Origin of the sequence: Hydrogenophaga sp. (genome assembly GCF_965657535.1) — a bacterium.
Classification (GTDB): domain Bacteria; phylum Pseudomonadota; class Gammaproteobacteria; order Burkholderiales; family Burkholderiaceae_C; genus Hydrogenophaga.
Window position 1 is genome coordinate 319,972 of the sequence record NZ_CBFHOP010000004.1, and the last position, 24,803, is coordinate 344,774.

Here is a 24,803-nt window from a genome sequence, read left to right on the forward strand (position 1 = left end):
CTGAATTGAAGAGCAAATCTATGAACCAATTGGCCACCGCAGAAGCCCCGGCCGTGGACCCGGCACCCGGCACCGCCGCCACCCCCGATGAAGCCCAGCGCCACCCGTTTCTGGTGGCATTGGGTGAGCGGGTGCGCACCCTGCGCTCGCGCCGGGGCATGACGCGCAAGGCCGTGGCCGTGGCGGCCGACGTGTCCGAACGCCACCTGGCCAACCTTGAATACGGCACCGGCAACGCGTCGGTGCTGGTGCTGCTGCAGGTGGCGCAGGCGCTGCACTGCTCGCTCACCGAGCTGCTGGGCGACGTGACCACCAGCTCGCCCGAATGGCTGCTGATACGCGAACTGCTGGAACACCGCAACGAGGCCGACCTGCGCCGTGCACGCGTGGCCATTGGCAGCCTGTTGGGCGGTGGTGCGGCCGAAGGTGGCGACACCGGCCGCAGCGCACGCATTGCCCTCATAGGCTTGCGCGGTGCGGGCAAGTCCACGCTGGGCCAGCGCCTCGCTGACGATCTGGGCTACGCCTTCATTGAGCTGAGCCGCGAAATCGAAAAATTTGCCGGCTGCAGCATCAACGAAATCCACGCGCTTTACGGTACCCCGGCCTACCGCCGCTACGAGCGCCGCGCTCTGGAAGAGGCCATACAAATCTACCCGGAAGTGGTGATTGCCACGCCCGGTGGCCTGGTGTCGGACGCGGCCAATTTCAACCTGCTGCTTTCGCACTGCACCACGATCTGGCTGCAGGCCGATCCGGCCGACCACATGGGCCGCGTGGCGGCCCAAGGCGACATGCGCCCCATGGCCGCGAGCCGCGAAGCCATGGAAGATTTGAAGCGCATTCTGGCGGGCCGTTCGGCCTTCTATTCCAAGGCCGACCTGCACTTCAATACCAGCGCCTACACCGTGGACGACGCCTTTGCCGCCCTGCGCCAGCAGGTACGCGAGGTGTTGGGTGTTTCATGGCATGCATAAAAGTGCATTGACGTTTTTGAAAAGATGCAATATTATTCACATCAACGGGTTCTGACAGGCGTTTGAGTGCAGGTCGGGCCCGCTGTAACACCCGTGCCCACGGGTGTCCCCCAGCCGAACACCCGCCCGAGGAGACAAAGATGACCGCAAGCACCACCGTCGATTACCGCACCGAACCCAGCCAGTACCGCCACTGGAAGCTCTCATTCAGTGGCGAGGTGGCGACGCTGGCCATCGACATTGACGAAGACGGCGGTATCCGTCCCGGCTACAAGCTCAAACTCAACAGCTACGACCTCGGTGTGGACATTGAGCTGCACGACGCGTTGAACCGCGTGCGCTTCGAGCACCCCGAGGTGCGCACCGTGGTCGTCACCAGTGGCAAAGACCGCGTGTTCTGCTCTGGCGCCAACATCTTCATGCTGGGTGTGTCCAGCCACGGCTGGAAAGTGAACTTCTGCAAGTTCACCAACGAAACCCGCAACGGCATCGAAGACACCAGCAAACACAGTGGCCTCAAGTTCCTGGCCGCGCTGAACGGCGCCTGCGCCGGCGGCGGCTACGAGCTGGCCCTGGCTTGCGACGAAATCTTGCTGGTGGACGACCGCTCCAGCGCGGTGAGCCTGCCCGAAGTGCCGCTGCTGGGTGTGCTGCCCGGCACTGGCGGTCTGACCCGCGTGACCGACAAGCGCCATGTGCGCCACGACCTGGCCGACATTTTCTGCACCACCAGCGAAGGCGTGCGCGGCCAGAAGGCTGTGGACTGGCGCCTGGTGGACGCTGTGGCCAAGCCCCAGCAGTTCGCCGCCGCTGTGAGCGAGCGCGCCGCCAAGCTGTCCGCCCAGAGCGACCGCCCGGCCGGTGCCAAGGGCGTGAGCCTGCCCCGCGTGGAGCGCACCGACAGCGCCGACGGCATTGCCTACACCTATGTGAATGTGGCTATTGACCGCGCCAAGCGCCACGCCACCCTCACCCTCAAAGCCCCGAGCGGTGCACAGCCCACCGACCTGGCCGGCATCGAAGCCGCCGGCGCCGCCTGGTACCCGCTGCACATGGCCCGCGAGCTGGACGACGCCATCCTCAACCTGCGCACCAACGAGCTCGACATCGGCACCTGGATTCTGAAGACCGAAGGCGACGCCGCCGCGGTGCTGGCCAACGATGCCTTGATGCTGGCGCACAAAGACCACTGGTTCGTGCGCGAAACCATCGGCGCACTGCGCCGCACCTTCGCCCGCCTCGATGTGTCTTCGCGCAGCCTGTTTGCGCTGATCGAAGAAGGCTCCTGCTTCGCCGGCACGCTGGCCGAGCTGGCCTTCTGCGCCGACCGCGCCTACATGCTGGCCCTGCCCGACGACGCCGACAAAGCGCCCAAGCTGCAACTGTCCGAGTTCAACTTCGGCTTCCTGCCCATGGTGAACGACCAGTCGCGCCTGCAGCGCCGTTTTTACGAAGAGGCCGGCCCGATGGAAGCCGCGCGCGGCGCCATTGGCAAGGCGCTGGACGCCGACGCCGCACTGGCCCTGGGCTTGGTCACGGCTGCGCCCGATGACATCGACTGGGCCGACGAAGTGCGCATGGCACTGGAAGAGCGTGCGTCCATGTCGCCCGACGCCCTGACCGGCCTGGAAGCGAACCTGCGTTTTGCGCAGAAAGAAAACATGGCCACCCGCGTGTTTGGCCGCCTCACCGCTTGGCAAAACTGGATTTTCCAGCGCCCCAACGCTGTGGGCGACAAGGGCGCGCTGAAGGTGTATGGCAAAGGCGACAAGGCCGTCTTTGACATGAACCGCGTCTGATCCGATTCATTGAGTGTGTTGTGCGGTGGGTTTCCCGGTGGAGCCAGCCGCAACCAAAGAGCAGTCCACCGAACGAGAAAACCGCAGGAGCAACAACATGTCCACCATCGACTACAGCGACAAGATCCCGAACAACGTCAATCTGAGCGAAGACCGCACGCTGCAGCGCGCGCTGGAGCAATGGCAGCCGAACTACCTGAAGTGGTGGGACGACATGGGCCCCGATGGCTCGCAGAACTTCGACGTCTACCTGCGCACCGCCGTGAGCGTGGACCCTCAGGGCTGGGCGCAGTTCGGCCATGTGAAGATGCCCGACTACCGCTGGGGCATCTTCCTGAACCCGGCCGAGCAGGACCGCAAGATCCACTTCGGCGACCACAAGGGCGAAGCCGCCTGGCAAGACGTGCCTGGCGAATACCGCGCCAACCTGCGCCGCATCATCGTCACCCAGGGCGACACCGAGCCCGCATCGGTCGAGCAGCAGCGCCACCTGGGCCTGACCGCCCCCAGCCAGTACGACCTGCGCAACCTGTTCCAGGTGAACGTGGAAGAAGGCCGCCACCTGTGGGCCATGGTCTACCTGCTGCACAAATACTTCGGCAAGGACGGCCGTGAAGAAGGCGAAGCCCTGCTGGAGCGCAACAGCGGCAACGCCGACAACCCGCGCATCCTGGAAGCCTTCAACGAAGAGACGCCCGACTGGCTGAGCTTCTTTATGTTCACCTACTTCACCGACCGCGACGGCAAGTTCCAGCTGTGCGCCCTGGCCGAGTCGAGCTTCGACCCGCTGGCCCGCACCACCAAGTTCATGCTGACCGAAGAAGCGCACCACATGTTCGTGGGCGAGTCGGGTGTGAGCCGCGTGATCAACCGCACCTGCCAGGTGATGAACGAGATGAAGACCGACGACCCGGCCAAGCTGCGCGCCGCCGGTGTGATCGACCTGCCCACCATCCAGCGCTACCTGAACTTCCACTTCTCGGTGACCATCGACCTGTTTGGCGCTGACGAGTCGAGCAATGCCGCCACCTTCTACAGCACCGGCCTGAAGGGCCGTTACGAAGAAGGCAAGCGCACCGACGACCACGTGCTCAAGGGCCAGTTCTACAAGGTGCTGAACGTGCAGAACGGCCAGCTGGTGGAAAAAGAAGTGCCGATGCTCAACGCGCTGAACGAAGTGCTGCGCGACGACTACATCAAGGACAGCGTTGGCGGCGTGGAGCGCTGGAACAAGGTGATCGAGAAGGCGGGCATTCCGTTCCGCCTGACCGTGCCGCACAAGGCTTTCCACCGCAATATTGGCATGCTCAAGGGCGTGAAGGTAGCACCGGATGGCCGCGTGATTTCCGAGTCCGAATGGAATGCCAACCGCGACAACTGGTTGCCGAGCGAAGGCGATCGCGCCTTTGTGGCCAGCCTGATGGGCCGTGTGGTCGATCCCGGCAAGTTCGCCAACTGGATCGCACCTCCGGTGATGGGCATCAACCGCCAGCCGGTGGACTTTGAATACGTCCGGTTCGCTTGAACTGTTGACCCCCCCGCGCCGCGCCTAAGGGCGCGTCACCCCCCAGGGGGCGATGCCTGCGGCCTGGCAAAGCCAGTTCCGCGGCATCCCGGGCGGCTCCTCGCGCCCCGGAAACACCGGGGCGTTCTTTTTTACTGATGAGCTTGGGTTGGGGTGAATGGCGCAGTGAGGTAAGGAGGAGCCGGCCGCAGGCCGGCGGGGGACACGAACGGAGCCAGTCGCCCCGGCCCACGCGTTGCCAGGCCGAAGCTACAAGAGACACGAACGCAGTTGTTTGCCCCAGCCCAAGCACTTCCCCAACGAAGTCACGACAATCCAGACGACAGAGCATCCTTTCGAGACGCCGGAGACCACACATGAACGCCCCCATGGAAGCCGCTGTGATCAAGCAGCACCTGATCGACCCTGAAATCTGCATCCGCTGCAACACCTGCGAAGCCATCTGCCCAGTGGGCGCGATCACGCACGATTCGCGCAACTACGTGGTGGACGCTGAAAAGTGCAATTGGTGCAACGACTGCATCTCGCCGTGCCCCACGGGTTCGATCGACAACTACCGCACCATGCCGCGCATCAAGGTTTATTCGTTGGCCGAGCAGCTCACCTGGGACGAGCTGCCGGTTGAGCTGTCTGCCGAAGAGCGCAAAGCACTGGCCGGTGACGATGCCGCCGGCGAGCCTGTGCCAGAAGCCGAGACCGAAGCCGAGACCGAAGCCGCCGTGGTGGCCGACCCCACGGGCCAGACCGCGTTCAATTCCGCTGCATTTGGCGCCACCGTGCCTCCTTGGAGCGCGGCCCACGCCTACACCAACCTCTACGGCCCCAAGGCCGCCCAAAAAACCGTGACCGCCACCGTGGTGGGCAACGTGCGCGTGACCGAAGTGGGCAAGCAGGCCGGCCACGACTACGACACCCACCACGTCGTGCTCGACTTCGGCAGCATGCCGTTCCCGGTACTTGAAGGCCAGAGCATTGGCATCGTGCCACCCGGCACCGACGCCAACGGCAAACCGCACCACGCACGCCAGTACTCCATCGCCAGCCCCCGCAACGGCGAGCGCCCGGGCTATAACAACCTGTCGCTCACCATCAAGCGCGTGCTGGAAGACCACCAGGGCCAACCGGTGCGCGGCGTGGCCAGCAACTTCATGTGCGACCTGCAAGTGGGCGACACGGTGCAAGTGATCGGGCCGTTTGGCAGCAGCTTTTTGATGCCCAACCACCCGAAGAGCCATATCGTCATGATCTGCACGGGTACCGGTAGCGCACCCATGCGCGCCATGACCGAATGGCGCCGGCGCCAGCGCGCTTCCGGCAAGTTCGAAGGCGGCAAGCTCATGCTGTTTTTCGGTGCCCGCACCCAGGAAGAACTGCCGTATTTCGGGCCGTTGCAAAACCTGCCCAAAGACTTCATCGACATCCACTTTGCCTTCAGCCGCACCCCCGGCCAACCCAAACGCTACGTGCAAGACGCCATGCGTGAGCGGGCCGCCGACCTGGTGCCGCTGCTGCAAGACCCCAACGCGTACTTCTACGTGTGCGGGCTCAAAAGCATGGAAGAGGGCGTTGTGTTGGCGCTGCGCGACGCAGCGCAAAACGCGGGGCTCAACTGGGACACGCTGGGCGCCGCGCTCAAGCGCGAAGGCCGGCTGCACCTGGAAACCTACTGACAGGTTAAAACCTGGCACGCGGGGGCGTGACCTCCGCGTTACGGCGGGTCTGGCGGGCAAAACCCACCAGACCCGTTCTGCTTGAAGTGCCCCGTTTTTTGTGCTGCTTCATCAGGGTTTCCCCTTTGAAAACACTGCACACCACGGGGAAAGGCCGCATGGCCCGTCCTGCTGTGCCGGGATGGCTTACATTGCGGTCTTTCCTCCATGACCGAAAACCCATGACCCCGACCCAAAACCGCCCTGCCATCGAGGTGGATGTGGTCATGCGCCGCGAGCCCGTGAGCGGCGCTATGAGCCGCTGGCAAGCCTGGCGCTGGGTGCTGGCCGACGTATTGTTGCGCAGTGGCCCCGATGAAACCGCAGCCTTGGCACCCGACGACCTGCACGAGCCGCAGGCCGTCGAACCCATCGACGGCGCCACCCCGGACGGCTGCACGCACTGGTTGTTTCCGCGCTTCCGCGTGGCGCTTTTCCGTGACGACGCCGAAGGCTATTTTCTGAACCTGAACAGCCCGAATCCCTGCTTCTGGGTGGTTTGGCGCCCCGACGAAGCCCAGCTGGTAGACGGCGAGCCCCTGGCTGTGCCGCAAACCGTGACGCTGAGCTACCACGATGCAGGGCGCTGGCTTGACGCCCAGGAGCGCGTTGAACAGGTGGCCGCGCAAGAAGAAGCGGTGGACTGGTTGCGCGCCTTTGTCGACACCACTTACCAGCCCGAGCCCAAACGCCGCAAGCGCCCGGACAGCTTCAAAACCCTGACAGACCGCTTTGGCCAGCCGGTGCGCATCACCACCGAAAAGCGACCCACTGGCCCCCAGACCGGCCCCGCGCCTGCCCGCGCAGGCCAGGGCAACAGAGATGGCCATGGCCGCTGAGGACGACAACTTTTTCTCGCGCTGGTCGCGCCGCAAGGTGCAGGTGCGCACTGGGCAGCCGCTGGCGGTCGAGCCGCCCGCACCCGCGGCATCGGCTGCGCCCGTGCCCGTGCCCTTGGCGGCCGGCGTTTCCGCAAAGAGCGCCCCTACCCAGACCGAGCCAGAACAGACGCCTGCCTCACCCCCAGCCGAGGCGCCCCCTGAGCTCACGCTGGATGACGTGGCCCGGCTCACCCGCGACGCCGACTTCAAGCCCTTCGTGGGCCGTCAGGTGCCCGCCGAGGTGCGCAACGCCGCCATGAAGAAGCTCTTCACCGATCCGCACTACAACGTGATGGACGGGCTCGACATCTACATCGACGACTATTCCCAGCCCAGCCCTTTGTCGGCCGCCATGATGGCCAAAATGGTGGGTGCGCAATTTTTGAAACTGGTGGACGACCCCAACGAGGCCAAGCCCGCCGCTGCGCCCGCCAGCGCCGCTGCTGAAGCCGCTGAGGCCACCGAAGAGGCCCAGCCCGACACCGACACCGACACCGATACCGATACCGACGCACCGCCAGCGCAGGCCGACGCCGCTGCCGACGCTGCACCCGAATCCACCACCGGCACAGCCACCGCGCCGGCACAACCCGAAAACCACGATGACCACGTTGATCTGCAACTGCAACCAGACCATGCCGCTGAACGCGAAAGCCCTGGGCGAGGCGCTGGATGAAGACCTGACCCTGCACACCACGCTGTGCCGCCGCGACGCGCCGGCCTTTCAAAAGGCCTGCCGCAGCAGCGACGACCTGGTAGTGGCCTGCACGCAAGAAAGCCGCCTGTTCACCGAGCTGGCCGAGCAAACCGAGGGCGCCGTGTCGCTCGACGTGCGCCCCATCCACTTTGTGAACATCCGCGAAACCGGTGGCTGGGGCCGTGAAGCCGCCAAAGCCACGCCCAAAATGGCCGCCTTGCTCGCCGCCGCCCGCTTGCCCGACGCCGAGCCCGTGCCCACTGTGACCTACAAGAGCGCCGGGCGCCTGCTGGTCATTGGCGCCCTGGAAGACGCCGAACGCGCCGCCACCCTGGTGGCCGATGTGCTGGACGTGACGCTGATGGCCACCGGCGGTGCCGGCATGCAGGCGCGCCGCTTCCCCGTGATTGCGGGCGATCTGCCGCAGGTGCGCGGCTGGCTGGGCGCGTTTGACGTGCAATGGACCACCAGCAACCCGATCGACCTGGACCTGTGTACCCGCTGCAACGCCTGTGTGGCCGCCTGCCCTGAAGACGCGATTGGCTTGGACTACCAGATTGACATGAGCCGCTGCCAGTCGCACCGCGCCTGCGTGACGGCCTGCGAAGCGGTGGGCGCCATCAACTTCCAGCGCGCACCGCAAAGCCACAGCGACAAGTTTGACCTGGTGCTGGACCTGCGCAAAGCGCCGGCTTTCAGTCAGCACGCGCACCCCCAAGGCTATGTGCACCTGCCCGGTGGCTTGACCGATGCCGCCGCCATGCAGGCACTCATCAAATTGCGCGACCTGGTGGGCGAGTTCGAAAAACCCAAGTTCTTCACCTACAAGCAAAAAATTTGCGCTCATGGCCGCAACGAAACCGTGGGCTGCAACGCCTGCGTCGAAATTTGCTCGGCGCTGGCCATCAGCAGCGACGTGAAGCGCAACCAGATCGTCGTCAACCCCAACCTGTGTGTGGGCTGTGGCGCCTGCACCACCGTGTGCCCCACGGGCGCTCTGAGCTACGCCTACCCGCGCGCCAGCGAGCAGGGCGTGAAACTGCGCACCCTGCTCGCTACCTACGCCAAAGCTGGCGGCCAGGACGCTGCGCTGCTGCTGCACAGCCAGGAAGCCGGTGCGGCCCTCATTGGCGACCTGGGCCGTGCCGCTGCGCTCGACAAAACCGTGCGCGGCGTGCCTGCGCGCGTCATCCCGCTGCCGCTGTGGCACACCGCCTCGGTCGGGCTCGACGTGTGGCTCACCGCCTTTGCCTACGGCGCTAGCCAAGTGTGGGTGCTCATGACCGGTGAAGAAGCGCCGCAATACCGCGACGCTGTGGTTGAGCAAATGGCGGTGGCGCAAGCCATCGTGAGCGGCCTGGGCTACAGCGGGCAGCATTTCAAATTGCTCGAAGCCCGCGATGCCCGCGACCTCGCCGCGCTCGACACGGCCCTGGGCGAAGCCCCTGCCCAAGGCGTGAAACGCCGCGCCAGTTTTGCCGTGCAAGCCGAAAAGCGCGCCACCGTCGAGCTGGCGATTGATCACCTGCTGCAAGACAGCGCCACCCACCCGCAGCGCGCCCAGGCTGGCGAAGCGCTGGCGCTGCCTGCCGCGTCGCTGCTGGGCACCATCGCCGTCAACAAAGACACCTGCACCCTTTGCCTGAGCTGCGTCAGCGCCTGCCCGGCCAGCGCCCTGCAAGACAACACCGAGCGGCCCCAGCTGCGCTTCATTGAAAAAAACTGCGTGCAGTGCGGCCTGTGCGAAAGCACCTGCCCCGAAAATGCCATCACGCTCACCCCGCGCCTGCTGCTGTCCGAGCAGCGCAAACAACTGCGCGTGCTCAACGAAGCCCAGCCCTACCAGTGCATCCGTTGCAGCAAGCCGTTTGGCACGCTCAAAGGCATTGAGGTGATGCTGGGCAAGCTGGCCGGCCACGCCATGTTCCAGGGCGAGGCGCTCGAACGCCTGAAAATGTGCGGAGATTGCCGCGTGGTGGACATCTATTCCAACCCGGGCGAAACCAAGATCACGAATATGTAACCCTCTGCGCCGCTTCGCGTCTTCCCCCAAAGGGAGCCGCGCCTGTGGCCTGGCCAATTCAGTTCCGCGGCACGCCTTGCCCATCCCCGGTATGCCCAGTTTTGTCGCGCACAGCGAACCTCAGCAGCAAGCAACATGAACGACTCCATTCCTGTCTCCTCCGCCCTCGACGAAGAAACCGCCCGCGCCGAGGTGTACGGCTTGCTGGCCGCGCTGTATTACGCGCCGCCCACGCCCGAACTGATGGCCCAACTGCGCGTGGCCGTCACCGAAGCGCCCGCCGCAGGTGGCTTCCTGGAAGAACCCTGGCGCGACCTGGTGGCCGCCGCCCGCGCGGTGGACGACGCTGCCGTGGTCGTGGAGTTCGACGCCCTGTTTGGCGGCATTGGCAAGCCCGAAATTTTCCTGTTTGGCTCGCACTACCTCAGCGGTTTTTTGAACGAAAAGCCGCTGGCCGCTTTGCGAGGCGACCTCGCCGCGCTCGGCCTTGGGCGCGACGACACCATGTCTGAAACCGAAGACCATTTCGCCTACCTGTGCGAAGTCATGCGCTACCTGATCGCAGGCGAAGACGTTGAAGTGGCCAACCTCACCCAGCAGCAAAAATTCTTCACTGCCCACATGCAGCCCTGGGCAAACACCATGTGCGACACCGTGGCCGCCCACCCCAAAGCCAAGTTTTACGCGGCACTCGCAGGGTTCACCCGCGCGTTTGTGGCGGTGGAAACGCAGGGCTTTGACATGCTGGCCTGAAGGGGCTGGCGGCAATAAGTGCAGGACAGTCTGCCCTGCAGCGTTGCGTCTTTTGTGGGGCCACAAAGGGCGCAGGGTGCTCTGATATCGTCAAGCTTCAGCAAACCCCTGCGCAAGCCTGCTCTATCGAGCCTCACCCATGGCCATTAAAAAATCCGACCTTTATTCCTCCCTCTGGGCCAGTTGCGACGAACTGCGTGGCGGTATGGACGCCAGCCAGTACAAGGACTATGTCCTGTTCATGCTGTTCATCAAATACATCAGCGACAAATACGCCAACTCCGACGACTTTGCGCCGCCCGTCCTCATCCCCCCAGGCGCCAGCTTTGCGGACATGGTGGCACTCAAAGGCAAAAGCGACATTGGCGACAAGATCAACACCCAGATCATCCAGCCGCTGATCGACGCCAACGCCCGCCTGGCCCGCAGCGACTTCCCCGATTTCAACGACCCCAACAAGCTCGGCCAGGGCAAAGAAATGGTGGACCGGCTCACCAACCTGGTGGCCATCTTCCAGAAGCCCGAGCTGGACTTTTCAGACAACCGCGCCGAGCACGACGACATCTTGGGCGATGCGTATGAATACCTCATGCGCCACTTCGCCACCGAAAGCGGCAAGAGCAAAGGCCAGTTCTACACGCCATCGGAAGTGAGCCGCGTGATCGCCAAGGTGATCGGCATTGGCCCGCACAACACCCGCGCCAGCACCACCGCGTACGACCCGACCTGCGGATCGGGTTCGCTGTTGCTCAAGGTGGCCGCTGAAGCCGGCAAACACATCACGCTAGAAGGCCAAGAGAAGGACGTGACCACCGCCGGCCTGGCGCGGATGAACATGATCCTGCACGACTTCCCCACCGCCAACATCCTGAGCGGCAACACCCTGGCGGCGCCCAAGTTTCTGGATGGCCCACAACTGCGCACCTACGACTATGTGGTGGCCAACCCACCGTTTTCAGACAAAGCCTGGAGCACCGGCCTCACCCCCGCCAACGACCCGTTTCAGCGCTTCACCTGGGGTGAGCCGCCCACCAAACAAGGCGACTACGCCTACCTGCTGCACATCATCCGCAGCATGAAGGCCACGGGCAAAGCCGCCTGCATCTTGCCGCACGGCGTGCTGTTCCGGGGCAATGCCGAGGCCGTCATCCGCAAACAGCTCGTCACCAGCGGCATCTTGAAGGGCATCATCGGCCTGCCCGCCAACCTGTTTTATGGCACGGGCATCCCGGCCTGCATCTTGGTGCTGGACAAAGAAAACGCCGCCGCCCGCAAGGGCGTGATGATGATCGACGCCAGCAAAGGCTTCATCAAAGACGGCAACAAAAACCGCCTGCGGGAGCAAGACATCCACCGCATGGTGGACGCCTTCCGCAAGGGCGAAGACGTGGCTGGCTATGCCCGCCTGGTGCCGCTGGACGAAATGGCCAGCGACAAAAACGACTTCAACCTCAACTTGCCGCGCTACATCGACAGCAGCGAGCCCGAAGACATTCAAGACCTGGCCGCCCACCTGCAAGGCGGCATCCCCAACCGCGACCTGGACGCACTGGCCGCTTATTGGCAAGTCATGCCCCAGCTGCGGGCCACGCTCTTTTCACCTTTGCGGCTCGGCTACAGCCAGCTTCAGCAACCCATAGCCGAGGTCAAAGCCACCATCCTCGGCCACGCCGAATTCACCGCCTTCCACGCCCAAGCCACCGCCCTGCTTGACGACTGGCGCGCCCGCCACACCCCGCGCCTCATGGCCTTCAAGCAAGGCGACCAGCCCAAGGCGCTGGTCGAAGCCCTGGCCGAAGACCTGCTGGCCAGCTTCAAAGCCGCCCCGCTGGTGGACGCCTACGCCGTCTACCAGCAGCTCATGGACTACTGGGCAGCCGGCATGCAAGACGATGCCTACCTGATCGCCCAAGACGGCTGGGTGGCCCAACCGCAGCGCGTGGTGGAAACCGACAAAAAAGGCAAACAAAAAGACAAAGGCTGGGCCTGCGAACTGCTGCCCAAACCCTATGTGGTGGCGCGCTACTTTGCCGCCGAGCAAGCCGCGCTGGACGCCAAACAAACCGAGCTGGACGCCGTGGCCAGCCAACTGGCCGAGCTGGAAGAAGAACACAGTGGCGAAGACGCCGTGTTCTCAGGCTTCGACAAAATCAACGCCGCTGCCGTGAAAGACCGCATCAAAGAAATTGCCACCGACCCCGACGCTGCGGACGAGCGGCAGGTGCTGAAAGCCTGGCTGCAACTCAGCGCCGACGAAGCCGCCTTGAAAAAAGCCGTGAAGGAGATGGACGCCGCGCTCGACCAGCGCGCCCACGACCACTACGCCAAACTCACCCTGGCCGAAATCCAGGCCCTGGTGATCCACGACAAATGGCTGGCCCGGCTGGGGCGAGACCTGCAAGCCGAGCTGGACCGCGTGAGCCAGACGCTGACGCGGCGGATTCGGGAATTGGCGGAGCGGTATGAGGCGCCGTTGCCGCAACTGGCCAGCGAGGTGGAAACCCTCTCGGCCCAGGTGGAAGAACACCTCAAACGCATGGGGGTGGTATGGCACTGACAGCCAATAACGGCGAATACGGCGCCCTGCTGAATCAGATTTCTGGCGCCTTCTCCCAAGGGCAGACCCAGGCGGCGCGGGCGGTCAACGACGTTTTGACCGACACCTATTGGCAAGTGGGGCGCCACATCGTGGAGTTTGAGCAAGCGGGCCAACAAAGGGCCGTTTACGGAAAGGCCTTGCTGGAAGAGCTGGCCAAAGACCTGAAGCTGCGCCACGGCAGGGGTTTCAGCCGCAGCAACCTCAGCCACATGCGCCAGTTTTTCCTGCGCTACCCCGACTTCTCAATTTGTGAGAAGGCTTCTCACAAATTGAGCTGGTCGCACTACGTGGAACTGTTGAAGCTGGACGACGACCTAGAACGCCAGTTCTACGAGAAACAGACCATTGCCGAGGCCTGGTCTGTGCCCGAGCTGAAACGCCAGAAAAACAGCCAGCTCTTCCTGCGCCTGGCCGCCAGCAAAGACAAAGCCGGCGTGCTGCAACTGGCCCAGCAAGGCCAGCTGATCGAGCAGCCGACGGATTTGCTGCGCGAACCCTATGTGTTCGAGTTCCTGAAAATTCCCGAGCCACACCAGGTATCGGAAACCCAGCTGGAAACCCTGCTGTGCGACCACCTGCAGCCCTTCCTGCTGGAGCTGGGCAAGGGCTTCACCTTTGTGGGGCGGCAGTACCGCATCAACGTGGGCGGCACGCACTACCGGGTCGATCTGGTTTTTTACCACCGCATCCTGCGCCGCTTTGTGCTGATCGACCTGAAACTGGGCGAGGTGCAGCACCACGACATTGGCCAGATGAACCTGTACCTGGGCTACTTTGCAGCAGAAGAAAACACCGAGGGCGACCAGCCGCCGGTGGGCATCATCCTGAGCCGCCAGAAAGACGAGCTGCTGGTGGAATACGCCACCTACGGCATGAACAGCCAGCTCTTTGTGCAGCAGTACCAGCTGTACCTGCCCGACCGTGAAACGCTGCGGGCGGAGTTGGAGCGGGTGATGTGGGAGGCGGGGCGATGAGCGAAGAAATTGTGACCCTCTCTCCCCCTAACGGCTGGCAGATACACGCAATAGGTGATATTGCGGAAATCGCCACAGGAAGCACTCCACCGACAGCCGATTCATCCAACTACGGCGATGAGTTCTTGTTCGTCGGGCCAGGCGATATTGATGACTCAAAATGGATAGTAAAGTCTGACAAGCGATTGTCGAAGAGAGGATTTCTCTCAGCTCGCCGTTTTCCCCCTAAATCCGTCCTATTTGTTTGTATTGGGTCAACCATTGGAAAATGCGCTATTGCTAGTGTTGAGCTGGCATCCAATCAACAAATCAATGCTGTTCTACCAGCGATAGATTTTGATTCTGAATTTCTGTATTACGGTTTGTCTATGGCTGGAGTCAGAGTCAAATCACAGGCAGGTGAGCAGGCAGTTCCGATAGTTAATAAAACTCAATTTTCTGAAACGAAAATTGCTTTCCCACCGCTACCAGAACAACGCGCCATCGCCACCGCCCTCTCCGACGTCGATGCCCTGATCGCCGGGCTGGAGCGGCTGATCGCCAAGAAGCGCGACATCAAACAGGCCACGATGCAGCAACTCCTAACCGGCCAAACCCGCCTGCCGGGTTTCAGTGGGGAGTGGGAGGTGAAGCGTATTGCGCAGTTTGGAGAAATAGTTACGGGTGGAACCCCAAGCACTGAGACAGCTCAATTCTGGGGCGAAGAATTTCCATGGGTTACACCGACGGATATTTCATCGAACCGAGATATGTTTGAGTCAGAACGAAGTCTTACTCGCCAAGGGCTTAGCGAAATCAGAGCCTTGCCAGAAAATACTGTGCTCGTTACATGCATCGCTAGTATTGGCAAGAATGCGATTCTCAAGTCTGCCGGCGGTTGCAACCAACAAATCAATGCCGTAATTCCGGACGTTAACAGCGACGCAGAATTTCTCTACTATCTATTTGAGTCGAGTAAAAAGTATTTGTTGGCAAACGCAGGCACGTCAGCTACGAGCATCGTATCTAAAGCCATTTTTTCCGAGTTGGAGTTCGAAGTCCCATCCCTTGGCGAACAAACTGCCATCGCCGCCGTTTTCTCCGACATCGACGCAGACCTCGAAGCCCTCGCAGCTCGTCTCGCCAAAACCCGTGCCATCAAGCAGGGTATGATGCGAGAGTTGTTGACGGGCCGAATTCGCCTAGTGGAGCACGCATGAGGTCAGAGACATCCAGTGCCCCAACCGAAAAGAGCATCCAGTATGAAGAACGCTTGGTGTGCTTCATCGATTTGTTGGGCTTCGAGTCGGCCATCAAGAATAGCAACGGCAACAGCAGCAGCAATACGCAAATCTTCAATGCTTTGCACGCCACACTTTCTGAGCTGGAAGGTGGTCGTTTGGTCAACTTACTGCACCAAAGCGTGCCAGTCCTGACAAGCAAAGGTGAGTTCACCAGTTCTGAGAAAGCAGGCACGACCACTATCGCCCAACAGACTTGGCCGATAGTGGTAACGCAGTTTTCAGACAGTTTTGTCCTGTCGTGCTCAGCAGACAACCCAGGTTCATGTCGGATGCTTTTACGGGCAATCGACAAGCTCCAGAATATATTTTTCTGGCATTTGGGCATGTTGATGCGGGGCGGCGTGAGCAAAGGGCCATTGATTCACATTCAAAGCGGCCCGCTCTTTGGGCCAGCCATGAACGAAGCCTATATGCTTGAATCAAAGTCTGCGATTTACCCCCGCGTTCTATTTGCCTCCCAAGCTGCCACCCACCTTCACCAAATATGGGGCACAGAGCTTTCCCCATTTTTTGACACCTTTGACGGACACAAGGCCATGGATTTGATTTCATGCCTTCGGCTGAATCATCAACACGAACCACAAGATTGGGATAAGTTTTCAGAACAACTGAGCAGAGTGGAGAACGACATCGCAAAAAAATCGCCTGCTGCACTTCCAAAAGTGAAGTACCTGCAAGATCGTTTTCTGCATCTGCAGCAGTCAATCAGTTCATAGCACGAAAGAAGAATTGCTTACTGAGGCTCATCCTTCTCTAACTCTGTATCCAAAAAATCTAGGTGCTGATAAGCGTAATATCCAGCAAGTGCCCAATGCTCATCACTGACGCTCGCGCCGCCATAATATGCGTGCAACTGATCCAAAGCAAACATCAACGCGTTGACATCGACAACATCCTTAATCCATAAATGCTTACCATCCGACACCAGCGAAGCCAGTTTTTTCCTGTTTTCCACAATGGATTTCTGGATCAACGTATCAAGCCCGCGATTACGGGGCTCAGAGCAAACTTTTTTGAAATCGTGATTTAAAAATTTAGTCATATGAATCCTTGTTTAAATAGTTAATAAAATAAGCCGCGATGGGCTCGATGTATGAATAAATTATTCACACAATTTATATTACCAGTCCTGTCAACCCCCACCTGTGAACTAGCACCCCACTATCGCCATGTATGTGTTCTGCTTGCCAATTCACGCGTGAAATAAAGAAAAATAGTTTGTTGACCGAGAGTGGCAGGCCCACCGAACTCACCGAGACATTCACATGATCCGCAAACTCCACATCCACGGCTTCAAATCCATCCAGCAGGCGCAGGTGGAATTGGGCCGCCTGAACTGCTTCATTGGCGCCAACGGCGTGGGCAAAAGCAATGTGCTGGAGGCGCTGGGCGTGCTGGGCGCGGCGGCCAATGGCGTGGTGGACGATGAAAGCCTGCTGCGGCGCGGGGTGCGCGCGGGCTTGCCGCGCTTGTACAAAAGCTCCTTCGCGGCCGAGCGCACACCGGCCCACATCGCCATTGGCGTTGAGGGCGCCCAGGTGAAGCATTCCGGGTCTCGCTGCTGAACCCGCTGGAGTCCCCTGAACCGGCGTGGACGTACAAAACCGAGGTGTTGACCGATGGCACGGATGACATCGTGTCGGACGGGGTGCGCAACAAGAAGAACCTGAACCCGCAGGCCGGGCTGGCTGCGCTGAAGCTGGTGGATCTGGAGCCCGCCAATGCCGCTGCGCGCCTGATGCAGCGCCTGCAGAACTACGCCATCTATTGCCCCAACACGCCCGCCTTGCGCGGCGTGGCGCCCGATGTGCAGTCGCGCCCGCCGGTGGGGCTGAGTGGCGGACAGCTTGCCGAAGCGTTTGAAGCGCTGCGCCACCACCTGGACGCCCAGGGCGATGCGGGTGCGGCCATGCTGGACCAGGTGCTGGAGCTGATCGACTGGGTGGTGGATGTGCAGGCCACGAGCCACGGCGCGTCGCTGATCTCCAGCAAGGTGCCGCGCACCAAGCTCATGCTCAAGTTCACCGACCGCTTCATGGCCAAAAGTCGCAATGAATTGACCGCCTACGACGCGAGCGAGGGCGCGCTCTACATCCTCTTTTGCGCGGCGCTGTGCCTGCTGCCGCAAGCCCCCAAGATGCTGGCCATCGACAACCTGGACCAGGCGTTGAACCCGCGTTTGTTGACGCGGATGGCGGCGCGCTTGTCTAGCTGGCTGCGCTTTGGCGACAGCGAGCGGCAGTTGCTGTTCACGGCGCACAACCCGGCGGTGCTGGACGGGCTGGACTTGTCGGACCCCGAAACGCGCTTGTTTGCCGTGGAGCGCAACAGCGACGGCATGACCGTGGTGCGGCGCATTGAGCCTTCTCCCGAGTTGGCGGCGATGAACCAGGACTTCCCGTTGTCGCGCCTGTGGATGATGGGCCACATGGGCGCGGTGCCCAATGTCTGAGCGGCGCATTGCGCTGTTGGCTGAAGGGCCAACCGACTTTGAGGTGATCCATGCCGCGCTGAAAGCGATCTTGCCGGACCGGTTCACCCTGACATTGTTGCAGCCAGAGCCGACCCGACCCGCCTTGGGCGGCGGTTGGGGTGGCGTGTTGAAGTGGTGCGACGCGGTGGGAGTGCGTCATGCGGGCACGCTGGACACGGACCCCACGCTGGAGGGCTTTGACCTGTTGGTGATTCACCTGGACGTGGATGTGGCACAGGCGCAGTACGCAGACTGTGGCCTCCAAGCGCCTGCACAGGCTGCCGCGAAAGGCTGGGCCACGCTGCCCTGCCACATGCCTTGTCCGCCTGTGGCCGACACCTGCGCACGATTGGAGGCTGTGTTGTCCAGTTGGTTGAACCCTGCTCAAGCAGGCGCCAGAACCGTGTTGTGTCTTCCGGCACAGTCGTCTGGCACGTGGCTCGCCGCAGCCACATTGCCCGCAGGCCATGCTCTGTTGGTGGGTGCCGAATGCAATGTGACGGTGGAGTCGCATCTTGCCCAGTTGCCGCTGGCGCATCGAATCCGCAAGGTGACTCGCGAGTACCGAGCCCACGCGGGTCAGGTAACGGCGAATTGGACGCATGTCAAAGCGCTTTGCAGCCAGGCTGTGGCGTTTGAACACGCTGTGCAGGCGGTGCTGTGACGGTTGAGCATCGCCCTTGTTCGCGGGCCAGCTTGATGTGCGTGAACCGCGTGCGGGATTGCTGCAGCCGCTTCTCGATCTCCGCAACACTTTGGCCCGTCTCCAATGTCGTGGAACTGGCCACGGCACGCAGCAAAGCCTTTCGGCTGGGTTTCTTAGATTGGGGTGTTGGTGTTTTGCCCATTTGGCGAGCGTCTGGTTTAGCCATTGGCAGGTTGTTGAATTTTGATGCGCCCAAAGCCAAGGGGCAATGGCCATGACCGAAACCGAACTCCTGCAGTTGCTGTCCTGGGGCGAAGAAAGCTGCCACCAGTTCAAGCGCGACGCCACGAACGCCGACGGCCTGGCCTGCTTTCGCAACCTCCCGCCCAAGGAATAAACCATGCCACCTGCCCTGCGCCCTGAACGCGTCACCCAGAACCGCGTGGTCGCCCGCCTGACCGCCCCCGCCAGCGCAGGCGGCCTGGGCTTCGCTCACCTGGGCGACTGGAGCCAGCGCGAGGGCAACCGCTGCATTGAGCCCGATCTGTTGCGCGCCCACCTGCTGCAGCGCGGCTACAGCGCCGCGCACATCGCCCAGGCGCTGCAAAAGCTGATGGCGGCGGCGGACGCGACCGGCATCACCCTTTACCAAGCCAACTTGCGCACCTACCAGTTGCTGCGCTACGGCGTGCCGGTGCAAGTGGCGGCAGGCGCACCCCACGAGACGGTGCATGTGATCGACTGGGCCACGCCGGCCCACAACCACTTTGCGCTGGCCGAAGAGGTGACGCTGAAAGGTGGCAACACAGGCGGGCACGAGCGGCGGCCCGACATCGTGCTCTACATCAACGGCATGGCGGTGGTGGTGGTGGAGCTCAAGCGCAGCTCGGTGGACGTGGCCAATGGCATTCGCCAGCTCATCAGCAACCAAGAAGCGATCTTTAACCAGGGCTTTTTCAGCACGGTGCAACTGGTACTGGCGGGCAGCGACAGCCAGGGCCTGCGCTACGGCACCACGGGCACGCCCGAGAAGTTTTTTGTGGAGTGGAAGCACCACAAGGCGGACGAAGCCAGCGAAAACCTGGCGGTGGGCGAGCTGCTGGACGGCCCCTTGGGCCAGATGCTGGCGCCCGAGCGCCTGCTGGACCTGGTGCGCAACTTTGTGATCTTTGATGCGGGCTTCAAGAAAGTGCCACGCCTGCACCAGTTTGAGGGCGTGAAAGCGGCGCAAGAGCGCATCCAGCGGCACGAGGGCGGCGTGATCTGGCACACCCAGGGCAGCGGCAAGAGCATTTTGATGGTGCTGATCGCCAAGTGGCTGCTGGAGCACGACCCGGACGCGCGCATTTTGGTGGTGACCGACCGCGACGAGCTGGACAAGCAGATCGAGGGCGTGATGAAAAACGCCGGGGTGATCGGGGCCGAGGCACCGTCGCCGCGCATCACCTCGCGCCGGGACTTGGTGGACAAGCTGGGCCAGGCCGCGCCGCGCCTGATGTGCGCGCTGATCCACAAGATTGACGTGTCCGACCTGAAGGGCGAGCCGCCCAAGCTAGCGGGCCGCTTTTACGTGTTTGTGGACGAATGCCACCGCACCCAGGGCGGCGACATGAACAAGCAGATGAAGCGCTGGCTGGCCAGCGCCATCTTCATTGGCTTTACCGGCACGCCGCTGCTGCGCCGCGACAAGCAGACCACGCGCGAGGTGTTTGGCAGCTTTATTCACACCTACAAGTTCAACGAGGCGGTGGCCGACAAGGTGGTGCTGGATTTGAAGTACGAAGCGCGCGATGTGCCGCAGCGGCTGACCTCGCGCCAGGCGATTGACGACTGGTTCGAGACCAAGACCCAGGGGCTGAACAACTTCCAGAAGTCGGTGCTGCGCAAGCGCTGGGCCACGATGGAAGAGTTGATGAGTTCGGGCGAGCGCAAGCAGCGCATCATCGCCAACATCAACCACGACTTTGGCGTGCGGCCCCGGCTCAACAACGGGCGGGGCACGGCCATTCTGGTGGCGGCCAGCATCTACGACGCCTGCCACTATTTCCGCCTGTTTTAGCACACGCCGCTGGGGCCGCACTGCGGGCTGATCACCTCGTACGAGCCCAACCACAACGCGATATCGCAGGAGCCGCCCCACAGCGACGAGCGCTACAAGTTCGACACCTACACCCAGCACGTGTTGGCCAAGGACCAGACGACCACGCAATACGAGACCGAGATGAAGCGCCGCTTCATTGAAGAGCCGGCCAACCTGAAGCTGCTGATCGTGGTGAGCAAGCTGCTGACGGGCTTTGACGCCCCGAGCTGCACCTACATTTACCTGGACAACGAGCTGCGCGACCACAACCTGTTTCAGGCGATTTGCCGCACCAACCGGCTGGACGGCGACGACAAGGACTACGGCCATGTGGTGGACTACAAAGAGCTGTTCAGCAAGGTGCAAGACGCCATCGCGGTCTACACCTCTGACGAGCTGGACACCGAGACCGTGGGCGACGATGGCAACGTGATCGTGAAGGACTGGCGCGAAGAGGGCAAGGCGCAGCTGGATGCCGCGCGCGAGGCGCTGATGTATTTGTGCGCCCCGGTGAAGCAGCCGCAAGGCATTGAGCAACACATCCAGTATTTCTGCGGCGACGCCGTCAGCCCCACCGCCCTGAACGACACCGAGCCGCTGCGCATTGCCTTCTACAAGGCGGTGGCGGCTTTTGTGCGAGCCTACGCCGACCTGGCCCCCAACCTGGCTGAGGCCGGCTACGGCGCGGCAGAGATCAAGGCCTTTGAAGAGGAAACGCAGTTTTATACCGAGCTGCGCGCGGCCATCAAGAACCACTCGGGCGAGGAGCTGGACATCAAGCCTTTTGAGGCAGACATGCGCCACCTCATCAACACCTACATCCAGGCCGACCCGGCCGACTTGCTGGGCGACCTGAGCGAGCTGTCGCTGACGGAGCTGATCATTGACACCGGCATCCACGATGCGATTGCCAAAAAGCTGAACCAGAAGGGCAAGCTGTCGAACAACGCGGTGGCCGAAAGCATCATCAACAACGTGCGCAAGACCATCATTCGTGACCAACTCACGGACCCGATGTTTTACGCGGAGATGTCCAAGCTGCTGGACGACCTGATCGCACAAAAGCGGGACGACACCGTTTCTTACGAGCAGTTCCTGAAAAACGCCGAGGCGCTGGCCAAGCAGCTGGGGAAAGGCAAGGGCGAACAAGGCGTGCCCGCCGCGCTGCACGGCAACAAAGAGGCCACGGTGCTCTACAACAACCTGCCGGACGTGCTGGCCGCTTCGGTGCCGGCCAACACGGCGGCTGAGCCGACCCCGCCTTGGGGCGACGAATACTTGGGACTGGCCTTGAAACTTGACAAGGCGATCAGGGAGAAAGCACCTGCAGGCTGGAAAGGCGACCCGGCCCGCGAAGCCCAGGTGTTGAACGCGATTGCGCCCATCCTGAGCAAGAACAAGGCAGCCACGCTGGCCATGTTCGAGATCATCAAAAACCAGCCGGGTTACTGATGACCGTGCCGCTGACGGTGTCGATGAACGAGGTGATTGAGCTGGGCGACATCGCCATCAGCCTGACGCGCAAGCAGGTGAAAAACGTGCACCTGACGGTGCACCCGCCCGATGGCCGGGTGACGCTGGTGGCACCGCTTGCTACGCGCACCGAGGTTGCCCGTGCCTATGCCATTTCACGGGTGGGCTGGATTTGCCAGCAGCAGCGAAGCTTTGCAGGCCAAGAACGGGAACAGGCTCGCCAGTTTGTGACGCGGGAAACCCACCACCTCTGGGGCCGACGCTATCTGATGACGGTGACCGAGGCCGATGTAAAACCCCATGTGAAGCTGGACCACCGCCGCATCCATTTGGTGGTGCGGCCGGGAGCCGATCAGGCCAAGAAGGCGGAGGTGATCCATGACTGGCACAAGGCCTTGCTGCACGCGGAGCTGCCGGGCTTGATTGCCCAATGGGAGCGCAAGCTGGGGGTGAAGGTCAACGGTTACTACCTGCAGCGCATGAAGACCCAATGGGGCAGCTGCAACCACCGGGTCGGCAACATCCGGCTCAACACTGAGCTGGTTAAGAAACCCAAGGACTTGCTCGCGTACGTGGTGGTGCATGAAATGCTGCACCTGCTTGTGCCGACGCACAGCGATGTTTTTGTTGAGCTGCTCGACAGGCATTACCCGGGATGGCGGGAAGCACGATGGGGCCTGAACGAGCTGGCCCTTTCAGCCTATTGAACCGCCGGGTTTGTTGTTTGTTGTATTGCTGTCTGCCAATGCGCGGATGTGTGGGGTGTGCGAACTGCACAGGGTTGGCACCCATGGCACTCACCCCCCAGGCCGCCCATCCCGCGTGTTCACCGCCGCAGGCGCTTGCGGTTCGGTCAGCAGTTGCACCGCAAAGGTGGCGCCGGTGGCGTCGCTGCGGTTGGTGGCTTCTATGTGGCCGCCGTAGCGTTCCAGCAGGCCCATGCTGATCCACAGACCGAGGCCGTTGCCGTCGTTCTTCGTGGTGAAGAAGGGGCGAAACAGGCGCTCTTGCACGTCTGGGGCCAGGCCGGGGCCGCTGTCCACCACGCGCAGCTGTGCGCCCGGTTTGGGTGTGTCGCCTCCGGCAGATAGCCAGTTGCGTGTTTCCAGCTGCAGCGTGCCGCCCTGCGGCATGGCCTGGATGGCGTTGATCAGCAGGTTGATGATGACTTGCTGCAGTTCCTGGCGGTTGAAGCCCACGCGCTGGGTGGCTTGCAGGTCGCGCAACACTTCAATGCGGGTCTGCGCCAGCAGGTGCGCCACCAGCACCAGGCAGTCGTCCACGGTACGGTTCAGGTCGAGCGTTTCCACGTAGCCAGCGTATTCGGTGGGACGGGCGTATTGCAACAGCTGCGTCACGATCAGGCGCATGCGCTCGACTTGTTCGTCCAGCAGCCGCAGTTCGGCGCGCACCGGCTGGCTGCTGGTGCCCAGTGTTTCGCGGATCAGGTCGAGGTTGCCCTGCATGACCGCAATGGGGTTGTTGATTTCGTGGGCAATGCTGGCGGTGAGCTGGCCGATGGCAGCGAGTTTTTCGCTCTTCACCAGTTGTTGCTGCGCCAGCTGCAGCGACGCGTTGCTGGCCTCCAGTTCGCGGGTGCGCTCGGCCACTTTGTGGTCGAGCTCGTCGCCCCAGCGCTGCAGGGTGCGGGTCTTGTCGTCGATCACGTCGAGCAGCTGGTCCAGGTGCGCGGCGAGCGCGCCGAGTTCGTCGCGGGCGGGCAGGGCGCCTACGCGGGCTTCTGCCTGGCCCTCTTCCACCCGCTGCATGGTGCCGTTCATGCGCTCGACCGGCTGGAAAATGCTGCGTGCCCAGCGCACTGAAAACCAGGCAGAGAGCGCCATGACCAGCAGAAAAATGAGCCCCATGGCCGCCAGCACGGCGTAGCGCACTTGCCGGAAAGGCGCTTCGAGGTAGCCCACATACAGCATGCCCACGCGCTGGGCATTGGCGTCCAGCAGCGGTTCGTAGGCCGACACATACCAGTCGTTCACCACAAACGCGCGGTCCAGCCAGGTGTTGCCCTGGCCCAGCACCGTGTCGCGCACGGTTTGCGACACGCGGGTGCCGATGGCGCGCTGGTCTTGAAACAGCCGCACGTTGGTGGTGATGCGCACGTCGTCCAGAAACAGGGTGGCTGTGCCCTGGCTGCCAAAGGGCAGCGAGCCGTCGGGGTAGACGATGCGGTTGATGTGGTCGATGAAGCCGAGGTTCTGGTTGAGCAGCAGACCGCCGGTGAGCAGGGCCAGCGTGCGGCCGGAGGCGTCGCGAACGGGTAGGGTGGACACCATCACCATGGCCCGGTCTTCCCGGGTGCGGTCGGTGGGTGCGGCGTTGCGGGTGGGCACCACGGGCAGCTGCACGCGGGGCAGCAGGTGGGGCGCCAAGGCTTCCAGCGCAGCCGGTGCCATCACCATCAGCAAGGCCTTGCTGGGTGAGCCGTCGTCTTGCAGCGCTTGCTGCACTTCGCGCGGCATGCGGGGCTCTTCTGCCGGGGCGAAGGCGTTCGTGGCGGTGGGTGCTGAGCGCGCAAGGGCTGTGCCCTGCGGGCTGTAAAGCACCAGAAAGTCCAGGCCCAGGCGCTCGCGTGCCGCCGTCAGCTGGGCCTGCAGGTCGCTGCTTGCGGCGGCGGGTTGCTGGAGGGCGGCAAACAGGGCCTGCGAGTTCGCCACGCTCTGCGCGCCGGCGCCCACCTCGGTAAGCACCTGGTCAAAATACCCATGGGCCACGGCCAGGTCGCTGCGCACCTTCGTGATCAGCAGCCGGTCGTAGGCCAGGTTGCCCCAGACGGCCAGCGCCAGCACGAGCAGGGGAAACGCCACCAGCAGCGGCAGCAGCGCCATGGCCAGCAGCTTGTTTCGCACCGAGGTAGCCAGCCAGCGGGGTGTGAAGCGGATCATGTCGAGCCCCG

General features: G+C 62.5%; 21 protein-coding genes. 19 read left to right on the top strand and 2 right to left on the bottom strand.

Annotated elements, in window-relative coordinates:
- The first annotated feature begins 20 nt into the window (after positions 1–20).
- The 12 genes from ACTG4K_RS09090 (at position 21) to ACTG4K_RS09145 (ending at position 15,936) form a co-directional block, all read left to right on the top strand.
- Positions 21–977, top strand: a complete 957-nt coding sequence (locus tag ACTG4K_RS09090) for a helix-turn-helix transcriptional regulator (RefSeq protein WP_439113876.1) — start codon at positions 21–23, stop codon at positions 975–977.
- A gap of 140 nt (positions 978–1,117) precedes the next feature.
- Positions 1,118–2,776, top strand: coding sequence for a 2,3-epoxybenzoyl-CoA dihydrolase (gene boxC / locus ACTG4K_RS09095; protein ID WP_439113877.1), 1,659 nt, complete (start codon positions 1,118–1,120; stop codon positions 2,774–2,776).
- A 97-nt stretch (positions 2,777–2,873) separates the two neighbouring features.
- Entirely contained in the window at positions 2,874–4,301 is a 1,428-nt protein-coding gene (gene boxB, locus ACTG4K_RS09100) for a benzoyl-CoA 2,3-epoxidase subunit BoxB (protein WP_439113878.1), read from the top strand.
- Positions 4,302–4,657: 356 nt separating this feature from the next.
- Positions 4,658–5,971 (top strand): benzoyl-CoA 2,3-epoxidase subunit BoxA, encoded by a 1,314-nt coding sequence (gene boxA / locus ACTG4K_RS09105; RefSeq protein ID WP_439113879.1) that lies wholly within the window; start codon positions 4,658–4,660, stop codon positions 5,969–5,971.
- 221 nt (positions 5,972–6,192) lie between these two features.
- Positions 6,193–6,849, top strand: coding sequence for a DUF3305 domain-containing protein (locus ACTG4K_RS09110; RefSeq protein WP_439113880.1), 657 nt, complete (start codon positions 6,193–6,195; stop codon positions 6,847–6,849).
- On the top strand, positions 6,839–7,567 hold the full coding sequence (locus ACTG4K_RS09115) for a DUF3306 domain-containing protein (protein WP_439113881.1): 729 nt from the start codon (positions 6,839–6,841) through the stop codon (positions 7,565–7,567). The genes ACTG4K_RS09110 and ACTG4K_RS09115 overlap by 11 nt, the downstream gene beginning before the upstream one ends.
- Entirely contained in the window at positions 7,527–9,611 is a 2,085-nt protein-coding gene (locus ACTG4K_RS09120; RefSeq protein WP_439114031.1) for a 4Fe-4S binding protein, read from the top strand. Before ACTG4K_RS09115 ends, ACTG4K_RS09120 begins: the two co-directional genes overlap by 41 nt.
- A gap of 135 nt (positions 9,612–9,746) precedes the next feature.
- Positions 9,747–10,364, top strand: a complete 618-nt coding sequence (locus tag ACTG4K_RS09125; RefSeq protein ID WP_439113882.1) for a TorD/DmsD family molecular chaperone — start codon at positions 9,747–9,749, stop codon at positions 10,362–10,364.
- Between the two features lie 139 nt (positions 10,365–10,503).
- The gene (locus tag ACTG4K_RS09130; protein WP_439113883.1) at positions 10,504–12,921 is read left to right on the top strand and encodes an N-6 DNA methylase; all 2,418 of its coding nucleotides are present in this window, start codon (positions 10,504–10,506) and stop codon (positions 12,919–12,921) included.
- Complete coding sequence (locus ACTG4K_RS09135) at positions 12,912–13,937, top strand: PDDEXK nuclease domain-containing protein (RefSeq protein ID WP_439113884.1); 1,026 nt, start codon at positions 12,912–12,914, stop codon at positions 13,935–13,937. The genes ACTG4K_RS09130 and ACTG4K_RS09135 overlap by 10 nt, the downstream gene beginning before the upstream one ends.
- Positions 13,934–15,136: a restriction endonuclease subunit S gene (locus tag ACTG4K_RS09140; protein WP_439113885.1), complete on the top strand. Its 1,203-nt coding sequence runs from the start codon at positions 13,934–13,936 to the stop codon at positions 15,134–15,136. Before ACTG4K_RS09135 ends, ACTG4K_RS09140 begins: the two co-directional genes overlap by 4 nt.
- Positions 15,133–15,936, top strand: a complete 804-nt coding sequence (locus tag ACTG4K_RS09145) for a hypothetical protein (protein ID WP_439113886.1) — start codon at positions 15,133–15,135, stop codon at positions 15,934–15,936. Before ACTG4K_RS09140 ends, ACTG4K_RS09145 begins: the two co-directional genes overlap by 4 nt.
- A gap of 17 nt (positions 15,937–15,953) precedes the next feature.
- Here ACTG4K_RS09145 and ACTG4K_RS09150 read toward each other — a convergent pair whose 3' ends face one another.
- The gene (locus ACTG4K_RS09150; RefSeq protein WP_439113887.1) at positions 15,954–16,262 is read right to left on the bottom strand and encodes a hypothetical protein; all 309 of its coding nucleotides are present in this window, start codon (positions 16,260–16,262) and stop codon (positions 15,954–15,956) included.
- 223 nt (positions 16,263–16,485) lie between these two features.
- Here ACTG4K_RS09150 and ACTG4K_RS09155 point away from each other — a divergent pair, with 223 nt between their 5' ends.
- The 7 genes from ACTG4K_RS09155 (at position 16,486) to ACTG4K_RS09185 (ending at position 22,599) form a co-directional block, all read left to right on the top strand.
- The gene (locus ACTG4K_RS09155; RefSeq protein WP_439113888.1) at positions 16,486–16,785 is read left to right on the top strand and encodes an AAA family ATPase; all 300 of its coding nucleotides are present in this window, start codon (positions 16,486–16,488) and stop codon (positions 16,783–16,785) included.
- A 47-nt stretch (positions 16,786–16,832) separates the two neighbouring features.
- Positions 16,833–17,672, top strand: coding sequence for an AAA family ATPase (locus tag ACTG4K_RS09160; RefSeq protein WP_439113889.1), 840 nt, complete (start codon positions 16,833–16,835; stop codon positions 17,670–17,672).
- The gene (locus ACTG4K_RS09165; RefSeq protein ID WP_439113890.1) at positions 17,665–18,357 is read left to right on the top strand and encodes a hypothetical protein; all 693 of its coding nucleotides are present in this window, start codon (positions 17,665–17,667) and stop codon (positions 18,355–18,357) included. The genes ACTG4K_RS09160 and ACTG4K_RS09165 overlap by 8 nt, the downstream gene beginning before the upstream one ends.
- A gap of 256 nt (positions 18,358–18,613) precedes the next feature.
- Positions 18,614–18,736, top strand: coding sequence for a hypothetical protein (locus tag ACTG4K_RS09170; RefSeq protein WP_439113891.1), 123 nt, complete (start codon positions 18,614–18,616; stop codon positions 18,734–18,736).
- A 3-nt stretch (positions 18,737–18,739) separates the two neighbouring features.
- On the top strand, positions 18,740–20,398 hold the full coding sequence (locus tag ACTG4K_RS09175; protein WP_439113892.1) for a type I restriction endonuclease subunit R: 1,659 nt from the start codon (positions 18,740–18,742) through the stop codon (positions 20,396–20,398).
- 120 nt (positions 20,399–20,518) lie between these two features.
- Positions 20,519–21,871: a type I restriction enzyme subunit R domain-containing protein gene (locus ACTG4K_RS09180; protein ID WP_439113893.1), complete on the top strand. Its 1,353-nt coding sequence runs from the start codon at positions 20,519–20,521 to the stop codon at positions 21,869–21,871.
- Positions 21,871–22,599, top strand: coding sequence for a M48 family metallopeptidase (locus ACTG4K_RS09185; protein ID WP_439113894.1), 729 nt, complete (start codon positions 21,871–21,873; stop codon positions 22,597–22,599). Before ACTG4K_RS09180 ends, ACTG4K_RS09185 begins: the two co-directional genes overlap by 1 nt.
- A gap of 90 nt (positions 22,600–22,689) precedes the next feature.
- Here the strand turns inward: ACTG4K_RS09185 and ACTG4K_RS09190 are convergent, their stop codons facing one another.
- Positions 22,690–24,792, bottom strand: coding sequence for a sensor histidine kinase (locus ACTG4K_RS09190; RefSeq protein WP_439113895.1), 2,103 nt, complete (start codon positions 24,790–24,792; stop codon positions 22,690–22,692).
- Between the last annotated feature and the right edge of the window lie 11 nt (positions 24,793–24,803).